This window comes from Arthrobacter sp. NPDC057009 (assembly GCF_042673905.1).
Taxonomy (GTDB): domain Bacteria; phylum Actinomycetota; class Actinomycetes; order Actinomycetales; family Micrococcaceae; genus Arthrobacter.
Genome location: NZ_JBHUSB010000023.1, coordinates 26,661 through 43,402, shown reverse-complemented (window position 1 = coordinate 43,402; position 16,742 = coordinate 26,661). Strand labels below are relative to the sequence as shown.

The 16,742-nt window shown below is 67.2% G+C and carries 20 protein-coding genes; 14 read left to right on the top strand and 6 right to left on the bottom strand.

All coding sequences use genetic code 11. The features are described from left to right. Positions 1-49 precede the first annotated feature (49 nt). The 7 genes from ACFTR6_RS19095 (at position 50) to ACFTR6_RS19065 (ending at position 5,858) form a co-directional block, all read left to right on the top strand. Positions 50-1,168: a histidinol-phosphate transaminase gene (locus ACFTR6_RS19095; protein WP_377959066.1), complete on the top strand. Its 1,119-nt coding sequence runs from the start codon at positions 50-52 to the stop codon at positions 1,166-1,168. Positions 1,169-1,227: 59 nt separating this feature from the next. Further along, positions 1,228-1,854, top strand: coding sequence for an imidazoleglycerol-phosphate dehydratase HisB (gene hisB / locus ACFTR6_RS19090; protein ID WP_087873511.1), 627 nt, complete (start codon positions 1,228-1,230; stop codon positions 1,852-1,854). Then, positions 1,851-2,588, top strand: a complete 738-nt coding sequence (hisH, locus tag ACFTR6_RS19085; protein WP_076798114.1) for an imidazole glycerol phosphate synthase subunit HisH — start codon at positions 1,851-1,853, stop codon at positions 2,586-2,588. The genes hisB and hisH overlap by 4 nt, the downstream gene beginning before the upstream one ends. Continuing rightward, positions 2,589-2,747 carry a hypothetical protein gene (locus ACFTR6_RS19080; RefSeq protein ID WP_172411746.1) on the top strand — a complete coding sequence of 53 codons (159 nt, stop codon included), beginning with the start codon at positions 2,589-2,591 and terminating at the stop codon, positions 2,745-2,747. It abuts the gene before it with no gap. A 72-nt stretch (positions 2,748-2,819) separates the two neighbouring features. After that, positions 2,820-3,566 (top strand): bifunctional 1-(5-phosphoribosyl)-5-((5-phosphoribosylamino)methylideneamino)imidazole-4-carboxamide isomerase/phosphoribosylanthranilate isomerase PriA, encoded by a 747-nt coding sequence (gene priA, locus ACFTR6_RS19075; RefSeq protein ID WP_377959065.1) that lies wholly within the window; start codon positions 2,820-2,822, stop codon positions 3,564-3,566. A gap of 57 nt (positions 3,567-3,623) precedes the next feature. Next, positions 3,624-4,502 carry an SseB family protein gene (locus ACFTR6_RS19070; protein ID WP_377959080.1) on the top strand — a complete coding sequence of 293 codons (879 nt, stop codon included), beginning with the start codon at positions 3,624-3,626 and terminating at the stop codon, positions 4,500-4,502. Positions 4,503-4,559: 57 nt separating this feature from the next. Beyond that, positions 4,560-5,858: an MFS transporter gene (locus ACFTR6_RS19065; protein WP_377959064.1), complete on the top strand. Its 1,299-nt coding sequence runs from the start codon at positions 4,560-4,562 to the stop codon at positions 5,856-5,858. A gap of 146 nt (positions 5,859-6,004) precedes the next feature. Here the strand turns inward: ACFTR6_RS19065 and ACFTR6_RS19060 are convergent, their stop codons facing one another. Further along, positions 6,005-6,391, bottom strand: coding sequence for a DUF1844 domain-containing protein (locus ACFTR6_RS19060; protein WP_076798111.1), 387 nt, complete (start codon positions 6,389-6,391; stop codon positions 6,005-6,007). A gap of 383 nt (positions 6,392-6,774) precedes the next feature. On the opposite strand from ACFTR6_RS19060, the gene infC reads away from it, so the two are divergent. The 4 genes from infC to ACFTR6_RS19040 all read left to right on the top strand — a co-directional run bounded on the left by infC (position 6,775) and on the right by ACFTR6_RS19040 (position 9,605). Continuing rightward, on the top strand, positions 6,775-7,773 hold the full coding sequence (gene infC, locus ACFTR6_RS19055) for a translation initiation factor IF-3 (RefSeq protein ID WP_377959063.1): 999 nt from the start codon (positions 6,775-6,777) through the stop codon (positions 7,771-7,773). 117 nt (positions 7,774-7,890) lie between these two features. After that, positions 7,891-8,085, top strand: coding sequence for a 50S ribosomal protein L35 (rpmI, locus tag ACFTR6_RS19050; RefSeq protein WP_076798109.1), 195 nt, complete (start codon positions 7,891-7,893; stop codon positions 8,083-8,085). Between the two features lie 117 nt (positions 8,086-8,202). Further along, positions 8,203-8,655 (top strand): 50S ribosomal protein L20, encoded by a 453-nt coding sequence (gene rplT, locus ACFTR6_RS19045; protein ID WP_076798108.1) that lies wholly within the window; start codon positions 8,203-8,205, stop codon positions 8,653-8,655. A 53-nt stretch (positions 8,656-8,708) separates the two neighbouring features. Beyond that, entirely contained in the window at positions 8,709-9,605 is an 897-nt protein-coding gene (locus ACFTR6_RS19040; protein ID WP_377959062.1) for a TrmH family RNA methyltransferase, read from the top strand. Positions 9,606-9,728: 123 nt separating this feature from the next. Here the strand turns inward: ACFTR6_RS19040 and ACFTR6_RS19035 are convergent, their stop codons facing one another. Together ACFTR6_RS19035 and ACFTR6_RS19030 are read right to left on the bottom strand one after the other, a co-directional pair. After that, positions 9,729-10,004: a GlsB/YeaQ/YmgE family stress response membrane protein gene (locus tag ACFTR6_RS19035; RefSeq protein WP_087873505.1), complete on the bottom strand. Its 276-nt coding sequence runs from the start codon at positions 10,002-10,004 to the stop codon at positions 9,729-9,731. Between the two features lie 322 nt (positions 10,005-10,326). Beyond that, on the bottom strand, positions 10,327-11,532 hold the full coding sequence (locus tag ACFTR6_RS19030; protein WP_377959061.1) for an MFS transporter: 1,206 nt from the start codon (positions 11,530-11,532) through the stop codon (positions 10,327-10,329). A 128-nt stretch (positions 11,533-11,660) separates the two neighbouring features. Here ACFTR6_RS19030 and ACFTR6_RS19025 point away from each other — a divergent pair, with 128 nt between their 5' ends. Beyond that, positions 11,661-12,119: a (deoxy)nucleoside triphosphate pyrophosphohydrolase gene (locus ACFTR6_RS19025; protein ID WP_377959060.1), complete on the top strand. Its 459-nt coding sequence runs from the start codon at positions 11,661-11,663 to the stop codon at positions 12,117-12,119. Positions 12,120-12,169: 50 nt separating this feature from the next. Here ACFTR6_RS19025 and ACFTR6_RS19020 read toward each other — a convergent pair whose 3' ends face one another. Then, positions 12,170-13,339: an Rv2578c family radical SAM protein gene (locus ACFTR6_RS19020; RefSeq protein WP_377959059.1), complete on the bottom strand. Its 1,170-nt coding sequence runs from the start codon at positions 13,337-13,339 to the stop codon at positions 12,170-12,172. 81 nt (positions 13,340-13,420) lie between these two features. On the opposite strand from ACFTR6_RS19020, the gene pcp reads away from it, so the two are divergent. Continuing rightward, complete coding sequence (pcp, locus tag ACFTR6_RS19015) at positions 13,421-14,143, top strand: pyroglutamyl-peptidase I (RefSeq protein ID WP_377959058.1); 723 nt, start codon at positions 13,421-13,423, stop codon at positions 14,141-14,143. An 18-nt stretch (positions 14,144-14,161) separates the two neighbouring features. On the opposite strand, the gene ACFTR6_RS19010 is transcribed toward pcp, so the two are convergent. After that, positions 14,162-14,824 (bottom strand): SIMPL domain-containing protein, encoded by a 663-nt coding sequence (locus ACFTR6_RS19010; RefSeq protein WP_377959057.1) that lies wholly within the window; start codon positions 14,822-14,824, stop codon positions 14,162-14,164. After that, on the bottom strand, positions 14,817-15,362 hold the full coding sequence (locus ACFTR6_RS19005) for a hypothetical protein (protein WP_377959056.1): 546 nt from the start codon (positions 15,360-15,362) through the stop codon (positions 14,817-14,819). Before ACFTR6_RS19005 ends, ACFTR6_RS19010 begins: the two co-directional genes overlap by 8 nt. Before the next feature lie 316 nt (positions 15,363-15,678). Between ACFTR6_RS19005 and pheS the strand changes: the two genes are divergently transcribed. Then, complete coding sequence (gene pheS, locus ACFTR6_RS19000; protein WP_076798101.1) at positions 15,679-16,740, top strand: phenylalanine--tRNA ligase subunit alpha; 1,062 nt, start codon at positions 15,679-15,681, stop codon at positions 16,738-16,740. Positions 16,741-16,742 lie beyond the last annotated feature (2 nt).

Below are 16,742 nucleotides of genomic sequence, written 5' to 3'. Positions count from 1 at the left end.
CAGCCGTCACAGTTTCCGGCCAGCCCTCCGGGTTCCTTAAACTGTCTTGGTGACTGACCAGCTTGAGCGACTGAACCGACTGCCCCTGCGGACCAACCTGAAGGGGCTGAGCCCTTACGGCGCCCCGCAGTTGGATGTGCCGATCCTGCTCAACGTCAACGAGAACACCCATGGCGTGCCCGACGATGTGCGGGCGGCCATCACCGCGGCGGTGAGCGAGGCCGCCGCCGGGCTCAACCGCTACCCGGACCGCGAATTCACGGAACTTCGGGAAGCCCTGGCGGAGTACCTGGGCCACGGGCTCAGCCCGGACAACCTCTGGGCAGCCAACGGCTCCAACGAGGTTCTCCAGCAGATCCTCCAGGCCTTTGGCGGCCCCGGCCGCACGCTGCTGAGCTTTCCCCCGACGTACTCCATGTACCCGCTCCTCGCCAGCGGCACGGACACCGCGTACATCGCCGGCAAGCGCGCCGATGACTACGGCCTCAGCGCCGAGTCCGCCGCCAGCCAGGTGCGCGAACTCCAGCCCAATATCGTCTTCCTGTGTTCACCCAACAACCCGACCGGTACCGGCCTGGGCCTGGATGTGGTCGAAGCCGTTTACGAGGCAGGTGAGGAAAGCCAGGCTGTCGTGGTCGTGGACGAGGCCTACCACGAGTTTGCGCACGACGGCACGCCCAGCGCCCTGACGCTGCTGCCGGGCCGGGAGCGGCTCATCGTTTCCCGGACCATGAGCAAGGCGTTCGCCCTGGCCGGTGCCCGCCTCGGCTACATGGCCGCGGCGCCGGAGGTGACCGACGCCCTCCGGCTGGTGCGCCTGCCGTATCACCTCTCGGCCGTCACGCAGGCAACCGCCCTCGCGGCGCTGCAGCACCGGGAGGCGCTCATGGCGGATGTGCAGGACATCAAGCGCCAGCGCGACCGGATTGTCGCCGAGCTGACGCGGATGGGGCTGCGGCCGGCGGCATCCGATTCCAACTACGTCTTCTTCGGCGGTCTGGAAAAGCCCCATGAGGTCTGGCAGGAGCTGCTGGATGCCGGGGTGCTCGTCCGGGACGTCGGCATCGCCGGCCACCTGCGGGTCACCGCCGGCACTGAGACGGAAACCACAGCCTTCCTGGAGGCGCTGGAAAGCATCCTGGCCAGGCAGGCCGCACTTCCGGCCTAAACTTGACTATGGACCATGACTGGTCCGCCCCCCATCCTCGTCAAAGGACACCTATCACCATGAGCGACACCGGAATCAAGGCTGCCGAGGCCCGGACTGCCCGCATGGAGCGCGAGACCAGCGAATCCTCCGTGCTGGTGGAGATCAACCTCGACGGCACCGGAGTGTCGGACATCAGCACCTCGGTCCCCTTCTATGACCACATGCTGACGGCGCTGTGCAAGCACTCACTGATCGACATGACCGTCAAGGCCACCGGCGACACCCACATTGACGTGCACCACACCGTCGAGGACGTGGCCATCACCTTCGGCGAGGTCCTGCGCACCGCCCTGGGCAACAAGGCGGGCATCCGCCGCTTCGGTGAGGCCACCGTGCCCCTGGATGAAGCCCTGGCACACGCCGTGGTCGACGTCTCCGGCCGGCCCTACCTGGTGCACGGCGGCGAGCCCGCCGGGCAGGAATACCACCTGATCGGCGGCCACTTCACGGGATCGCTGACCCGGCACGTGTTCGAGGCAATCACGCTGCACGCCGGCATCTGCCTGCACATGAACGTCATCGCCGGCCGCGACCCGCACCACATCGTCGAAGCCCAGTTCAAGGCGTTCGCCCGGGCGCTCCGCGCCGCAGTCGAGCCGGATCCCCGCGTCGAGGGCATCCCGTCCACCAAGGGGGCACTGTGACCGGAAAAGTACTGCACGAGGGCGCGATCCTCGATCCTTCCGCCACCCTGAAACCGGCCTCGCCGGAGGGCAAGCCCACCGTGACCGTCCTGGACTACGGCTCCGGCAACGTCCGGTCGGCCGTGCGTGCCCTGGAACGCGCCGGCGCGGAAGTCATCCTGAGCTCCAAGCCCGAGGACGTACTGAACGCCGACGGCCTGGTCGTGCCCGGCGTCGGCGCCTTCGAAACGGTCATGCGCGAACTCAAGGCCGTGGACGGCATCCGCATGATCGGCCGCCGCGTCGCCGGCGGACGTCCGGTGCTGGGCATCTGCGTGGGGCTTCAGGTGCTCTTCGAAGCCGGCGTTGAACACGGAACCGAAGCCGAAGGCATGGGGGAGTGGCCCGGCAAGGTGGAACTCCTCCCGGCCGAGGTGGTTCCGCACATGGGGTGGAACACGGTCAAAGTCCCCGAAGGCTCGAAGCTTTTCGACGGCGTCGAAGGTGAGCGCTTCTACTTCGTGCACTCCTACGGCGTCCAGAACTGGGATTTCGACGTCATCCAGCCCCGGATGGCCCCGCCGCTGGTCACGTGGTCCGAACACGGCGCGCCCTTCATCGCCGCCGTGGAGAACGGCCCCCTCAGCGCCACACAGTTCCACCCGGAAAAGTCCGGAGACGCCGGTGCGCGTCTGCTGAAGAACTGGGTCGACGGACTTCGCGCGGCGCATTCCCGGCAGCCGGCGGACGCCTGAATGTGGTCCGTCCTCCTGATGGCACTGGCCGGCCTCCTAGTGGGCGGCGCGCTGTCCTTCAGGCAGCAGCGCAAGCCGCTCTGGATCCAGATCGGCTTCTGCGTGCTGGCAGCCATGTCGCTGCTGGCCGCCTACCTGCTGACCCTCCCCGGCAAGTAACCAACCAAACCGCCGTGGGCGCCGCATCAGACGGGCCCACGGGAACCAGCGCCTACAAGAACTGAGGACCCGATGACCAGCCAAAACGAGCTGCCGGTACTTGAACTGCTGCCCGCCGTCGACGTCGTGAACGGCCAGGCCGTCCGCCTGGTCCAGGGCGAGGCCGGCAGCGAAACCAGCTACGGAACGCCGCTGGAGGCCGCACTCAACTGGCAAAAGCAGGGCGCGGAGTGGGTCCATCTGGTGGATCTGGACGCTGCCTTCGGCCGCGGCTCGAACGCGGACCTGCTGCGCGAAGTAGTGGGCCGGCTGGACATCAAGGTTGAGCTCTCCGGCGGCCTGCGCGACGACGAGTCGCTCGAGAAGGCGCTGGACCTGGGCGTAGCCCGGGTGAACCTCGGCACCGCCGCCCTGGAGAACCCGGAATGGACCGCGCGGGCCATCGACCGCTTCGGTGACCGGATCGCCGTCGGCCTGGACGTCCGCGGGACCACCCTCGCCGGACGTGGCTGGACCAAGGAAGGCGGTGACCTGTGGGACGTGCTGGGCCGCCTCGAAGAGGCCGGCTGCGCCCGCTACGTGGTCACCGACGTCACCAAGGACGGCACGCTGCAGGGGCCGAACGTTGAGCTGCTGCGCCAGATGGTGGAGAAGACCGGCAAGCCCGTGGTGGCATCCGGCGGCATCTCGAGCCTTGATGACCTGAAGGTCCTGCGTTCCCTGGTGCCGCTCGGCGTCGAAGGTGCCATCGTCGGCAAGGCGCTGTACGCCGGCGCCTTCACCCTGCCCGAGGCCCTCGACGTCGCCGGACGCCGCTAAGGCATCGCCGTGGCCGAGCACCACAGCCACCGGACGGATGGCGGACCGGCAGCGGAGCTGCCCCCTGCCGCCCCGGGCGTACAGGCACGCCGGCTGCCCGGCCATATCGAGGCCGCCCTCGCCGGGGCGGGTGGCGCCACTGATTCCGCAGGCCAGCCCTGGGCCGGGCGCAGCCTTGCCGGCGAAGACGCCAAGATCCACAACTTCGAGGACGACGACGGAACGGCCGACGCCGGTTATCTCGCCGCAGTCTCTGCTCTCGTTGCAGGCGAGGGCGATGAGGCCGCGGTAGTGGCTTCGCTCGCCACCGCCCGCGTCTTTGTCCCCGTCGTCGCCCAGCTGGCGGAGGAAGCCGAGGGCGCGCACGGCGTGCACGCCGACAAACAGGCGGACATGGCGCTGGTGACTCTAAAGGCGCCGGACGGCCGTCTTGCGATGCCCGTGTTTACGTCGGCAGCAGCCCTGGCGGCCTGGCACCCGGAGGCGCGCCCCGTGGCTGTCTATGCCGCGAGGGCAGCCCTGTCCGCCGTTTCCGAAGGGGCGGAGCTGCTGGTCGTGGACCCTGGCTCCGAGGTGACCTTCGTGGTCCGTCGTCCGGGCGTCTGGGCCCTCGCGCAGCAGCGGGAGTGGGTGCCCGCCTACCTGGACACCGAGCTCGCCGCAGTTCTGCGGGCGGGAGCCGAAGGCACACCTGCGGTCCGCGGACTCGACGTCCTTCCCGGCGGGGGAGTCGGCACCGCCACTGCATCCGGCCGCCGTATCGACGGCGGCGGATCCGGACCGGAACTGCGGGTGGTGCTTTACCTTGAGGACGGTCTCGACGCGGCTGCGGTCCAGGAGCTTGTTGCGCGACTCCAGTCGGAGTGGAGCCGGAATGTATTGTTTGGTGAGCGCGTTGATTCGATCGAAGTCAAGCTAAGGCGCGCCGCGCAGTAGCCGCGGGGGCGGGCATCCGTTCCGGTGCTGTCCGGCGGCGGAACTGAGGACCCACCTGTGAATTTCATCCTGTACCGGGAGCTGCTGGCCGTCCGGCCCATCCGCCGGCTCCTGGCCGTCGGCATGATTGCCCGCATTCCCCATTCGGCGGCGGGTGTCCTGTTGACTCTGCACATCGTCCTGACCCTCGGTGAGGGCTACGCGGCTGCGGGAACGGCGGCGGCCGTGATGACCATCGGCATTGCGCTCGGTGCGCCGTGGCGAGGACGCCGCGTGGATACCGCAGGCCTGCGCAAGGCGCTGATACCTTCGGTCATTTCGGAAACTGTCATTTGGTCCATCGTGCCGCACGTCTCCTACCAGTGGCTGCTGCCCCTCGTGTTTGTCGGGGGCCTCCTGACGCTTCCCATCTTTAGCGTGGTGCGGCAGTCCCTGGGGGTCCTGGCGGACGGCGACCAGCGCAGGACCGCCTTCGCGCTGGATTCAGTCACCACCGAGATGGTGTTCATGTTCGGGCCGGCTGTCGGTGCTGTGGTGGCCACGAGCGGCCATTCCGCGCTGGGGCTGACCGCCGTCGGCGTCTCGACGTCGCTGGCCGGGCTTTTTCTCATGTGGTTCAACCCGCCCACCCGCAGCGCCGACCGTTCGGCGGCCTGCGAAGCGGACGAGCAGGAGGCTGCAGAGGTTGCCGTCGTGGCTGCTGCGCCCGCACATCTGCAGGAGGCTGCTTCAGACCTCGGTCCGGCGGCTGCGGGCACCGGGCGGCGGGGAGTCCTCCGGGGCAGGGTGGCCCGTAGCCTCGGTTGGTTCACCGCTGCGGTAGCCGCGGTGTTCGCCGTTGCTGCCGGCGCGGGCATGGTGCTCAGCGGCACCGACGTCGGCATCGTGGCCGCATTGGAGACCGGCGGCCGTCAGGGCGAAATCGGCTTGGTGTTCTTCTTCTGGTGCGCCGCGTCGGTGGTGGGCGGCCTCGTGTACGGTGCCATGCACCGGCCCGTCTCGCCGATCCTGCTGCTGCTGGCGATGGCGGCGCTGACTATCCCCATGGGCTTCGCCACCGATACCCTGACCCTGAGCCTGCTGTCCGTGCTGCCGGGTCTCCTCTGTGCGCCTGTCCTTTCGGCTGCCTCCGAGACGGTGACGGAACTTGTCGACGAGGACAGGCGCGGTGAGGCGATGGGCTGGTACGGGTCGGCGCTGACCGCCGGTGTTGCGCTGGGTGCTCCGGTGGCGGGACTCTTCATTGACGGCGTCGGACCGTCGGGCGGCTTCGTGTCCGTCGGTGTGGCTGGCGTGCTGCTGTGCGTTGTGGGCCTTGTCCTGCAGCAGCGCCGCCGGGCCGCCACTGCATCCTGACCGGCCGCGGGCTTCGGCATGCAAAGCGGCCGCGGGCTTCAGTGTGCAAAAACGGCGGCGGGCTTCAGTGTGCAAAAACGGCGGCGGACCGGCTCCGAAGAGCCGGCCCGCCGCCGTCGTAATTCAATCTGCAGTTCGCTGCGCCCTTAGTTCACTGCGCCGGTGAACTTCTCACCGGGGCCCTTGCCCGGAGGATCCGGGATGATGGACTCTTCGCGGAAGGCAAGCTGCAGGGACCGCAGGCCATCGCGCAACGGACCGGCGTGCTGCGAGCCGATCTCCGGGGCGGCTGCAGTCACCAGGCCGGCGAGGGCGGTGATGAGCTTGCGGGCCTCATCCAGGTCCTTCAGCTCTGCGGCGTTCTCCTCAGCGGCCAGGCCAAGCTTGACGGCCGACGCACTCATGAGGTGCACGGCGGCCGTGGTGATGACCTCGATCGCGGGAACCTCGGAGATGTCGCGGATTTGCTGCGTGACGTCGTCCCCGGCGCCGGGCGCCCGGTAGACGTGTGAATTGCTGTCTGGAGTGCTCATACTGGTAAGCTTGTCACAGACCGACTGGATGTCGTTATTTTGCCGTGTATGAGACCCACTGCCGCGAATGTGCGGTCGGCGGGTATCTTTCTGTAGAATTGATATTCAGTTTGCAAGCGGAGGTCTCTCCCACCCGCGTCAGCCGTTTTCCCTGGAAGGTTCAGGGCAGCAAGGTTGCCGGGTAACGGTCGGGCGGTTCACTGGGCAGGAGCCCGGGGAAGTGCGTGTAGTCCCTGCGGGGAGGTGCACATCCGATCTTCGAGGCCTTCGATTGCTCCGGCAATTGGGGGCCTTCTCCATTTTGCCGGTGGAACACCCATTACAAACACAGGAGCTTTAACATTAGCGAGCCAAGAATCAATGAGCGTATCCGCGTCCCTGAGGTGCGGCTGGTCGGCCCTGCCGGCGAACAGGTAGGGATCGTCCGCATCGAGGATGCCCTGCGTCTGGCTGCCGAGTCCGACCTGGATCTCGTTGAAGTTGCACCGCAGGCCAAGCCTCCGGTGTGCAAGCTGATGGACTTCGGCAAGTACAAGTACGAAGCCGCAGTCAAGGCCCGTGAGGCCCGGAAGAACCAGACGAACACGGTTCTGAAGGAAATCCGGTTCCGCCTGAAGATCGACACCCACGACTACGAGACCAAGCGCGGCCACGCCCTGCGGTTCCTCGGAGCCGGGGACAAGGTCAAGGCCATGATCCAGTTCCGCGGACGCGAGCAGCAGCGTCCCGAAATGGGCCTGCGCCTCCTGCAGCGTTTCGCTGAGGATGTCGCTGAAGTCGGTGTCGTGGAGTCAAGCCCGCGCATCGACGGCCGCAACATGGTGATGGTCATCGGTCCGCTGAAGAACAAGGCCGAGGCGAAGGCCGAGGCCCGCCGCGCATCCCAGCGTGCCGAGGCCAAGGCCCAGAACGAAGCCAAGGCCGCTGCCCGCGTGGACGTCTCCGGCAAGGACCAGGCGCCGATGACGCAGTCGCTGGGTGACCTCCTGCCGGAGGGTTTCAAGGTTTCTGCGGAAACTGCCGCCGAGGCGCCGGCTGGGCCGGCCCAGGAAGCTCCGGCTGCGGAGGCCCCGGCCGCCGAAGCCGCGGCACTCGAAGCTGCGGCGCCTGCCGAGGCGCCCGCGCCAAAGGCTGCTGCACCCGCCGCTGCTGCACCCGCCGAGGCGCCTGCGCCGAAGGCTGCAGCTCCCGCGGAGCCGGCCGCCGCTAAGGTGCCTGCGCCGAAGGCTCCCCAGGCCGAAACGCCTGCCCCGGCAGCGCCGAAGCCCGCGGCCGTGCCTGCCCCGCCCAAGCCGGTGGCCCGGCCCGCAGCGCCGAAGCCGGTGGCACGTCCTGCGGCACCGCGGCCCACGCCGAAGCCGGCAGGCAAGAAGACCAACTAGTTCGAAACTGCGGAAGGCATTCCCTTCAGGCAGCCAGCAACCAGCACGCCGTCCCCAGGGACGGCTGCGCGAAAGACTGCAGACATGGTCTGCGGAAACGTTAGGAGATCGGTTCCCATGCCGAAGATGAAAACCCACAGTGGTGCTAAGAAGCGCTTCAAGCTGACCGGTACCGGCAAGCTGCGCCGCCAGCAGGCCAACCGCCGCCACTACCTGGAGCACAAGTCCACCCGCCTGACCCGCCGCCTCGCCGGTGACAAGATCGTCTTCAAGGGCGACGCCAAGGTCATCCGGAAGATGCTCGGCATCTAGTTCCAAGCTCTCCGGCCGCCGTCATCAGGCAGCGGCCACCAATAAATAAAGCCTTCTCAGGCCAGCCGGATCACCGGCGGAAGATGCTTGGGACAAGAATTCTGAAGGAGTACGCACGTGGCACGTGTGAAGCGGGCGGTAAATGCCCACAAGAAGCGCCGGGTTGTCCTCGAACGCGCCAAAGGTTACCGTGGGCAGCGCTCACGCCTGTACCGCAAGGCAAAAGAACAGCTGCTGCACTCGTTTGTGTACAGCTACGGCGACCGCAAGAAGAAGAAGGGCGACTTCCGGCGCCTGTGGATCCAGCGCATCAACGCTGCATCCCGCGCCAACGGCCTGACCTACAACCGCCTGATCCAGGGCCTGAAGGCCGCTGAGGTTGAGGTTGACCGCCGTATGCTGGCCGAGCTCGCCGTTTCCGACGCCAACGCTTTCGCTGCGCTGGTCCAGGTTGCCAAGGACTCCCTGCCCGCAGACACCTCCGCTCCGGCCGCCAAGGCCGAGGCTGCACCGAAGGCCAAGGCTACGCGCGCACGTGCTGCGAAGCCGGCTGCTGCAGCTGCCGAGTAAGCAGGCAACTCCCAGTTCAAGGACCGGTGGCAACAGCCACTAAGGTTTCTTATATGAACGAAACCGGGCGCCCGCAAGACTTTCCACTCTCCAATCCCCGAGCAGATCGGGTGAGGGACGTGGCAAAGCTTGCAGGGCGCCCGGCCCGTTTAAGGCGCCGGCAGTTCCTGGCCGAGGGCCCGCAGGCAGTCCGTGAGGCCCTGGTGCTGCACGGCAAGCGGATCGCCGCCGGACAGCCCGGCATAGTCCGCGAGGTGTATGCCAGCGAGGCCTGCCTGGACCGTTACCCGGAGTTCGAGGAACTGGCCGTGGGGACCACTGCCCGGCTCGCCACCGATGACGTCCTGGCCGCCATGGCGGACACCGTCACCCCGCAGGGGATCGTCGCGGTATGCGATTTCGTGGACGTCGCCCTGGCGGACGTGCTCGACGCCGGTCCACGGCTGATCGCCGTGCTTTGCCAGGTCCGGGACCCGGGCAACGCCGGCACCGTGCTCCGGGCCGCCGACGCCGCCGGCGCCGATGCCGTGATCCTGACCGGATCCAGTGTGGACATCTACAACCCCAAGGCGGTCCGCTCGACGGCCGGCTCCCTGTTTCACCTCCCGGTGGTCCTCGGTGCCGACGTCGCTGAACTGGTGGCGCTGTGCAAAGCCCGGGGGATCGGGGTACTCGCAGCGGACGGTTACGGGAAACTTAATCTGGACCGGCTGCAGGACGAGAACGCGGCGCGCAGGCTTGGCGCATCCACCGCCGGCTCAGACTACGCCCTGGAGAATCCCACGGCATGGCTTTTCGGCAACGAAGCGCAGGGGCTGTCCGACGACGAGCTGGCGCTGGCAGACCATCGGGTGGCAGTGCCCGTGTACGGCGCTGCGGAGAGCCTTAACCTGGGGACGGCCGCCACGGTCTGCCTCTATGCCAGTGCGAGGTCCCAGCAGCCCACGTAGTTCCGGATACGCAGCGGATACAACAAGGAGCGGGTACCCACCATGTGGTGGGCACCCGCTCCTGTCTGTTTTGTCTGTCATGTGCCTGGGTGTGTTGAAGCCCAGTGCCTGTAATTTGGCCTGTTATGGCGCGCGGGTGGTCCGGTTGCGGCCGGTGATTGCGCCGTAGATACCCGCGACTACGAGGCCGCCGATGATGGCGAGGATCCAGGTGCCAAGGTCAAAGAACGCAAGGTCGCCCCTGCCGAAGAGAAGGCTGCCGATCCAGCCGCCAACGATGGCGCCAACAACGCCCAGAACCAGGCTGGTGACCCATCCGCCGCCGACCCGGCCGGGCATGACGGCTTTAACAATTGCGCCTACGATCAGGCCGAGAATAATCCAAGCAAGAAAACCCATTGTCTGCTCCTTCATATTCGTCGGGATCGATTCTTATCAGTCCCGATATGGCTTCAAGCTAACACAGGGCGCGTTTCTTTGTCAGCAGGCTTAGTTTTCGCCTTTTCGCGGCGTCAGAGCGGCATGGACGGGTTTCTGTCGCGGCCGGGACGGCTACGTATTTACCAGGCGGCGGCGCCATGTTGCCCTGTTCCATCCGCTGGAATACGCATGCAGAGAGGTGAGCTTCCTTGGCTGCAAGCGGCGGTACCAAGGCGGTTGTTGCGGCGCCGGCCCGCCCGTACGACGCAAGACCGCATGAGCCGCTGGCTTGGAACTGCTGTTACGGCGCCAGCGGCCTTTTGCGTTCCAGCAGGCCGCTGAGCAGGGCCACCATGAGGCCGAGGATGGCCAGCACGGCGCCCACCAGGGCGGGGGCAACGTAACCCCAGCCCCAGGCGATCACGACGCCGCCGAGGAAAGCGCCCAGGGCGTTGGCCACGTTCAGTGCCGCGTGGTTAAGCGAGGATGCCAGCGACGGCGCATCGGGAGACGCGTCCAGCAGCCGGGTCTGCAGGGCCGGGACGAGCATCGACCCGGCGCCGCCCACGACGAACACCATGATGAAGGCCGCCCACGCCCAGTGCACGGCCACGGCGTACACCACGAGGGCGACGGCGATTCCCGGCAGCACCCGGTAGATGGTCCCCATGACGGACTTGTCCGCGATCCGGCCGCCGACAATGTTGCCTGCCACCATGCCCAGGCCGTACAGGGCCACCACGAGCGGCAGCAGGGCGGTGGGAATACCGGCCACGGAGGTCATGGTGTGGGCGATGTAGGTGTAGGTGGCGAAGAAGCCGCCAAAACCAACAATGCCTATCAGGATTGCAAGCCAGACCTGTGCCCGCCGGAGGGCGCCGAGCTCCCTGCGGATGCTCGCCTCAGCATGCGCCGGCTGGAACGGGACGAATTTCCAGATGAGCGCCAGGGTTACCAAACCCAGCACTCCCACCAGGACAAAGAGCAGCCGCCAGCCAAAGGTCTGCCCAAGCCACGTGGCGAAGGGAACGCCCACCACGTTGGCCACGGTGAGGCCCGCCATCACCATGGAAATGGCCCAGCCCCGCCTGGTCGGTGCCACAAGGGACGCGGCAATCACGGCCGCCACCCCGAAGAACGCCCCATGCGGCAGTCCGGCGGCGAACCGGGAGACCAGCATGCTCGCGTAATCGGGCGCGATGAACGAGGACAGGTTGGCAACGCTGAAGAACAGCATCAGGCCCAGCGCGAGGAACTTGCGCGGCAACTTGGCCCCGACGGCGGCAAGCACGGGAGCGCCGACGACCACACCGAGGGCGTAGGCCGAGATGAGGTGGCCGGCCTCGGGAGTGCCGATCCGGAGTCCGGCTTCGACCTCCTTGAGCAGGCCCATCATGGCGAATTCGGTGACGCCGATCCCAAAACCGCCCATGGCCAGTGCCAGGATGGCGGGACCGATGCGGGTGGCGGTTTTGGGCGTGCGGGGAGCCTGGACAGTGGAAGTCATGTGCCTGCTTTTCGAAAGGGAGTTATGGAGTCGGCCTCGTTGCCACTGATAAGTACGATTTTAACAAGCCCGGCGGCGGGACACGTATTCCCGGACGGCAGCAGCCGGCATCCTCATAGACTGGACCGGTGACTGAACTCATCAACGTCGTCGGCGGGGCCGTGCTCGATTCCCTGTCCGCTCCCGCCCGGCTTCTCGTGGCACGCCGGACTGCGCCGCCGCAGTTCGCCGGTATGTGGGAATTCCCTGGCGGCAAGGTGGAAACGGGCGAATCTCCCGAAAACGCACTGCACCGGGAGCTTCGCGAGGAGCTCGGTATCGGCGTCGTCCTCGGGGCGGAGCTGGAAGCCCCGGGCCCGGCAGGCTGGCCCCTGAACGAGCGCGCGGCCATGCGGGTGTGGTTTGCGGAGGTGGCCGACGGCGACCCGCGGCCGCTCGAAGACCATGATGAACTCCGGTGGATCAGCATTCATGATCGTGACGAAGCTCTCAGCCTGCCCTGGATCCCGGCGGACCTGCCGATTGTGCGGGCGCTGCTGGACAGCGTCGCCACCGCGACCACCGCTGGGTCCGTCAACGGAAATTAACACCCTTTGCCACGCTTCTCGAGCTGTTTGCTCGGAACCGTTGCCTGGGCTCAGAACAGCGTGGGCTGCGACGTCCGGGTCACACCGAGCTGGCCATGCTGCCCCGACCGCCGCTGCGGGAGGCTTCCTTCGGGGTAGGCGGCTTCCTCACCGCGCGGGTCATCAGCCAGCGTGGCGTCGGCCAGTGGTCCTTCTGCCGGGGCAGAGCCGGTCTGCTGGTGCCCGGGTTTGGAACCGTCGATGTCCCGGTGGCTGAACCCGTGCGAGCCGGCCAGTCCGTGCCGGGCTTTGAAGAAGCGGACCCTGCCAGCCAACCAGGTGCGGTATTCCTTTGAAGCGTACGAGCCCGTGCCGTACAGCCGGCGGTAGCGGCCCACCAGTTCCGGATGCCGGGCAGCGATCCACTGCATGAACCATTCCCTGGTGCCGGGTTTGAGATACAGGGCGCCGGCCGTGACACCGGTGGCACCAGCGGCCGCCAGTGAGGCGAACAGGGAGTCCAGTGCCTCGTCGCTGTCAGAGAGCCACGGCAGGATGGGCATGGCCATCACCCCGCAGGGCAGCCCGGCTTCCCGGAGCCTGGAAACGAGCTTGAGCCTGGCCCGTGGCCCAGGTGTGCCCGGCTCGATTGCTTCGGAGAGGTGCTCGTCCGTCATGGCGAGCGAGATTCCGATGCCCACCGGAACCTGTGCCGCGGCATGCTTGAGGAGCGGGATGTCACGCGCCAGCAAAGTTCCCTTGGTCAGGATGGACAGCGGGGTGCCGGAGTCGGCAAGGGCGCCGATGATGCCAGGCATCAGCCGGTACCGGCCCTCGGCACGCTGGTACGGGTCTGTGTTGGTGCCCAGTGCTACATGCTCCCGCTGCCAGGAAGGCTTGGCCAGCTCCTTGCCCAGCACCTCGGCAGCGTTGATCTTCACCACCACCTGGCTGTCGAAATCAAGCCCGGCGTCGAAGTCCAGGTAGGTGTGGGTCTTGCGGGCGAAGCAGTAAACGCACGCGTGGCTGCAGCCCCGGTAGGGGTTAACGGTCCATTCGAACGGCATCCGGGATCCGGCGGGCACCTTGTTGAGCACCGATTTGGCGGTGACCTCGTGAAAGGTGACGCCGGCAAACTCAGGGGTGGACACCGACCGCACCAGCCCGGCCAAGGGCAGCAGCGGTGCAGTTCCGGGCATTTCCTGCTGTGCAGGGTTGAGTGCCTGCGCGTCCCATCTCATGCTCACCATTCGAAGGTATGTTCGAACTTAAGTCAAGGTACGCGGCGGCGTTTCCCGCGGACTTGCCGCTACGCTGGCTCCATGATTCTGCTCACCGGCTTTGAACCTCTTGGCAGCCAGCCGCTTAATCCGTCCTGGGCGGCAGCCCAGGCAGCCCGGGATCTGCTCCGGGAGGCGGGTTTTCCCGTGACAGCCGTGGAACTGCCGTGCGTCTTCGGCGCGGCCGGAAGTGTGCTGCGGAATGCCCTCGATGACCTGGCGCCGGAACTGGTGGTGTGCATCGGGCAAGCCGGAGGCCGGGAAAAGGTCTCCCTGGAAAGGGTGGCCATCAACTGCGATGACGCCCCCATTCCGGATAACTCCGGGAACCAGCCTGTGGACGTTCCGGTGGTGCCGGGTGGGCCTGCCGCCTATTTCACGTCCCTGCCGGTCAAGGCCGCCCTTCTCGCCGTGGACAGGGCCGATATTCCCGTGGAAATCTCACAGACAGCGGGAACGTACGTCTGCAACCACACTTTCTATACGCTCATGCACGAGCTCACGTCCCGGCCAGGCGTCCGCGGCGGATTCGTCCACGTGCCCTTCGCACCCGACCAGGTAGAGCAGGGGAGCACTGCCCTGTCGCCGCCAGCCCTGTCGCCGCCAGCCCCGTCTCTGCCTGTCGCGTCGATGGCGGAGGCGATCGCCGCCGTCGTCCGCACGTCGCTTTCCCAGCCTTCCGGCGCCATTCAGCCATCCGGCACCATCCAGCCCGGCATTGCCCGTTCATCCCGCGTCGCGCTCGCGGCAGGCAGCCTCCACTAGGCTGCGGCAGCCGCCGCATCAGCGGGTAGGGGAGCGTAGCTCCCACTCAACGGTGACGCTGGCGCTCACGCTAAGATCCCCGGCTTCCACTGCCACGGCGTCGGCGGCGAAGGCCCGCTGCATCCCGCCCACCGGAACGGGCGCTGATGGCACTGGCTGCTGCCGGACGGAGATGACCTCACCCAGCTCGGCGTCCGCGAGCCCGGCGAGCTGCGCTGCAGCGGTCCGCGCATCAGCCCATGCATTCTCGCGGGCCAGCGCGAGAATGGCCGCGGTGTCTGCGAAGCCGAGCTGCACTCCGTCCAGTCGGACGTCGTTGCCGCCTGCCTCCACGGCCGCCGCGATGACCGCCGAGCCGGCAGCCAGATCCCGGAGCCGCACGCTGAGCGTGCTGGACGCTATATAACCCGTGACCTGCTGGCCCCTGCCTTCCTGCCAAACGACGTCGGCACGGACGTTAAGCCCGGACGTCCTGATGTCCTGGCTCTGCACCCCGCGGGCCCGCAGTGCCCCTGTTACGGCAGCGGACGCCGCTCCGGCGGCGGCATAGGCATCACCCGCAGTGTTCCGCCGGCACTCGACACCGATCGAGAGCGTCAGCAGGTCCGGGGCGGCCTCCGCCGTTCCGCATCCCGTGACTGCGACAGTCCGGACCGCTGCCCGGTCCACGGTTTCATCCATGCCTGCGCCTCCGGTCCACGCTCAGCTTCCGGCCCGCCCTGTGCCTCCGGTTTATCCTGCGCCTCCGGTCCACATAGCCGCCTGCCTCCAGGCCGGCATGACGCTCGAATGGATTTCCCGACGCCGGATCGCCGTACCTGAGTGCAGACCAGCCCGCGGCTGCGAAATACAACAGCAGGAAGGGCAGCCCGAGGCACCACGCGTACTGGGTGCTGTGCCGCTCCTCATGGCCCAGGAGCACGCGGCCCGTCATGGCGGTGTCGGCGTCCGCGCGGAAGATCACCACGTTGCCCACGGTAAAGGCGCCGGCCAGAGGGAGCCGCCAGCGGTAGCCGGTGGCCACAATCAGGCCGCCGGGACCCCGGAATGTCCGGGTGCCTGCCAGCCCGGCAAGCACCAGGCCCAGCGGGGTGGAGGCGTTGAGCACATTTGCGTACTGCCTCAGGCGCTGTCCCTGCGTCAGCACCCTTGGCGGCGTAGGGCCGGGGGCGGCGGGGGCATTCGCCTTGGAACCATGCCTCATGCGGGCGTGCATCATGGGGCCATGCTATCGGCGGCCATTCCCGCAATACAGGTATGCGGTACAGGTGCGCGCAACAGCTCCGCGGCAGGACACCAGGGTGCGCTGTCACGTAAGTGGCCGCTGTCAATTAGCCCGGTGCCGTCAATTAGACTGGGAACAGTGCCTGCCGGCCACCAGCCGGTGAGCCTGCCCTGTCTTGGGATGGCGTCTTTGGATGACGTCCTTGGATGACTTCATGCAAATGACGTGCCAGCGACGGATGCGCTGCCGGGAAAACCGGCGCGGCTGTACCGGCCGCTGGCACCACCCGACTCGTAGCTAAGAACAGTAGATGACTGAAACTTTGCCGGGCGCCGCCGTCCCGAACCCTCTGGATGAAACCGCCATCAACGCCGCCGTGGACCAGGCCGTCGCCGCCATTGCCGGCGCCTCCACGCTCGATGAACTCAAGGCAGTCCGCCTGGCCCACACCGGCGAGAAGTCGCCGCTTAGCCTGGCCAACCGGGAAATCGGACGCCTGCCCAAGGACCAGAAGGCCGCTGCCGGCAAGCTGATGGGCTCATCGCGCGGACGTGTTAACAAGGCGCTCGCGGACCGCACCGCTGAGCTGGAAGCGGAGAACGACGCCCGCATCCTGGTCGAGGAGACGGTGGATGTCACGGCAGCCCCGCGCCGCCGCCGGGCCGGTGCCCGCCACCCGCTGTCCACGCTGCAGGACCGCGTTGCGGACATCTTCGTGGGCATGGGCTGGGAAATCGCCGAAGGCCCGGAGGTGGAATCGGAATGGTTCAACTTCGACGCCCTGAACTTCAAACCGGACCACCCGGCCCGCGAAATGCAGGACACCTTCTTCGTGGAGCCGCCCGAGGCCCACCTGCTGATGCGCACCCACACCTCGCCGGTGCAGGTCCGCTCCATGCTGGAGCGCGAGGTGCCCATTTACGTGCTGTGCCCCGGCAAGGTGTTCCGCACCGATGAACTCGATGCCACCCACACCCCGGTCTTCCACCAGTTCGAGGGCCTGGCCATCGACAAGAAACTCAGCATGGCTGACCTCCGCGGAACCCTGGAGCACTTCGCCCGCCAGATGTTCGGCGACGAAGCCCAGATCCGGCTGCGCCCCAACTACTTCCCGTTCACCGAGCCGTCCGCCGAGCTGGACATCTTCCACCCCGGTGCCAAGGGCGGCCCGCGCTGGATCGAGTGGGGCGGCTGCGGCATGGTCAACCCCAACGTCCTGCGTGCCGCCGGCATCGACCCGGACGTCTATTCAGGTTTTGCCTTCGGCATGGGCATCGAGCGCACGCTCATGTTCCGCAACGAGGTCGGCGACATGCGCGACATGATCGAGGGCGATGTACGTTTCAGCGAGCACTTCGGGATGGAGATCTAACA

Coding starts and splice junctions, on each gene's coding strand:
- ACFTR6_RS19030 (WP_377959061.1), bottom strand. CDS start 11,532: ATGACTTCCACTGTCCAGGCTCCCCGCACGCCCAAAACCGCCACCCGC.
- ACFTR6_RS19080 (WP_172411746.1), top strand. CDS start 2,589: ATGTGGTCCGTCCTCCTGATGGCACTGGCCGGCCTCCTAGTGGGCGGC.
- ACFTR6_RS19005 (WP_377959056.1), bottom strand. CDS start 15,362: ATGATGCACGCCCGCATGAGGCATGGTTCCAAGGCGAATGCCCCCGCC.
- ACFTR6_RS19060 (WP_076798111.1), bottom strand. CDS start 6,391: ATGAGCACTCCAGACAGCAATTCACACGTCTACCGGGCGCCCGGCGCC.
- ACFTR6_RS19020 (WP_377959059.1), bottom strand. CDS start 13,339: ATGAGATGGGACGCGCAGGCACTCAACCCTGCACAGCAGGAAATGCCC.
- ACFTR6_RS19010 (WP_377959057.1), bottom strand. CDS start 14,824: ATGGATGAAACCGTGGACCGGGCAGCGGTCCGGACTGTCGCAGTCACG.
- ACFTR6_RS19040 (WP_377959062.1), top strand. CDS start 8,709: ATGAACGAAACCGGGCGCCCGCAAGACTTTCCACTCTCCAATCCCCGA.
- hisB (WP_087873511.1), top strand. CDS start 1,228: ATGAGCGACACCGGAATCAAGGCTGCCGAGGCCCGGACTGCCCGCATG.
- rpmI (WP_076798109.1), top strand. CDS start 7,891: ATGCCGAAGATGAAAACCCACAGTGGTGCTAAGAAGCGCTTCAAGCTG.
- pcp (WP_377959058.1), top strand. CDS start 13,421: ATGATTCTGCTCACCGGCTTTGAACCTCTTGGCAGCCAGCCGCTTAAT.
- ACFTR6_RS19035 (WP_087873505.1), bottom strand. CDS start 10,004: ATGGGTTTTCTTGCTTGGATTATTCTCGGCCTGATCGTAGGCGCAATT.
- priA (WP_377959065.1), top strand. CDS start 2,820: ATGACCAGCCAAAACGAGCTGCCGGTACTTGAACTGCTGCCCGCCGTC.
- pheS (WP_076798101.1), top strand. CDS start 15,679: ATGACTGAAACTTTGCCGGGCGCCGCCGTCCCGAACCCTCTGGATGAA.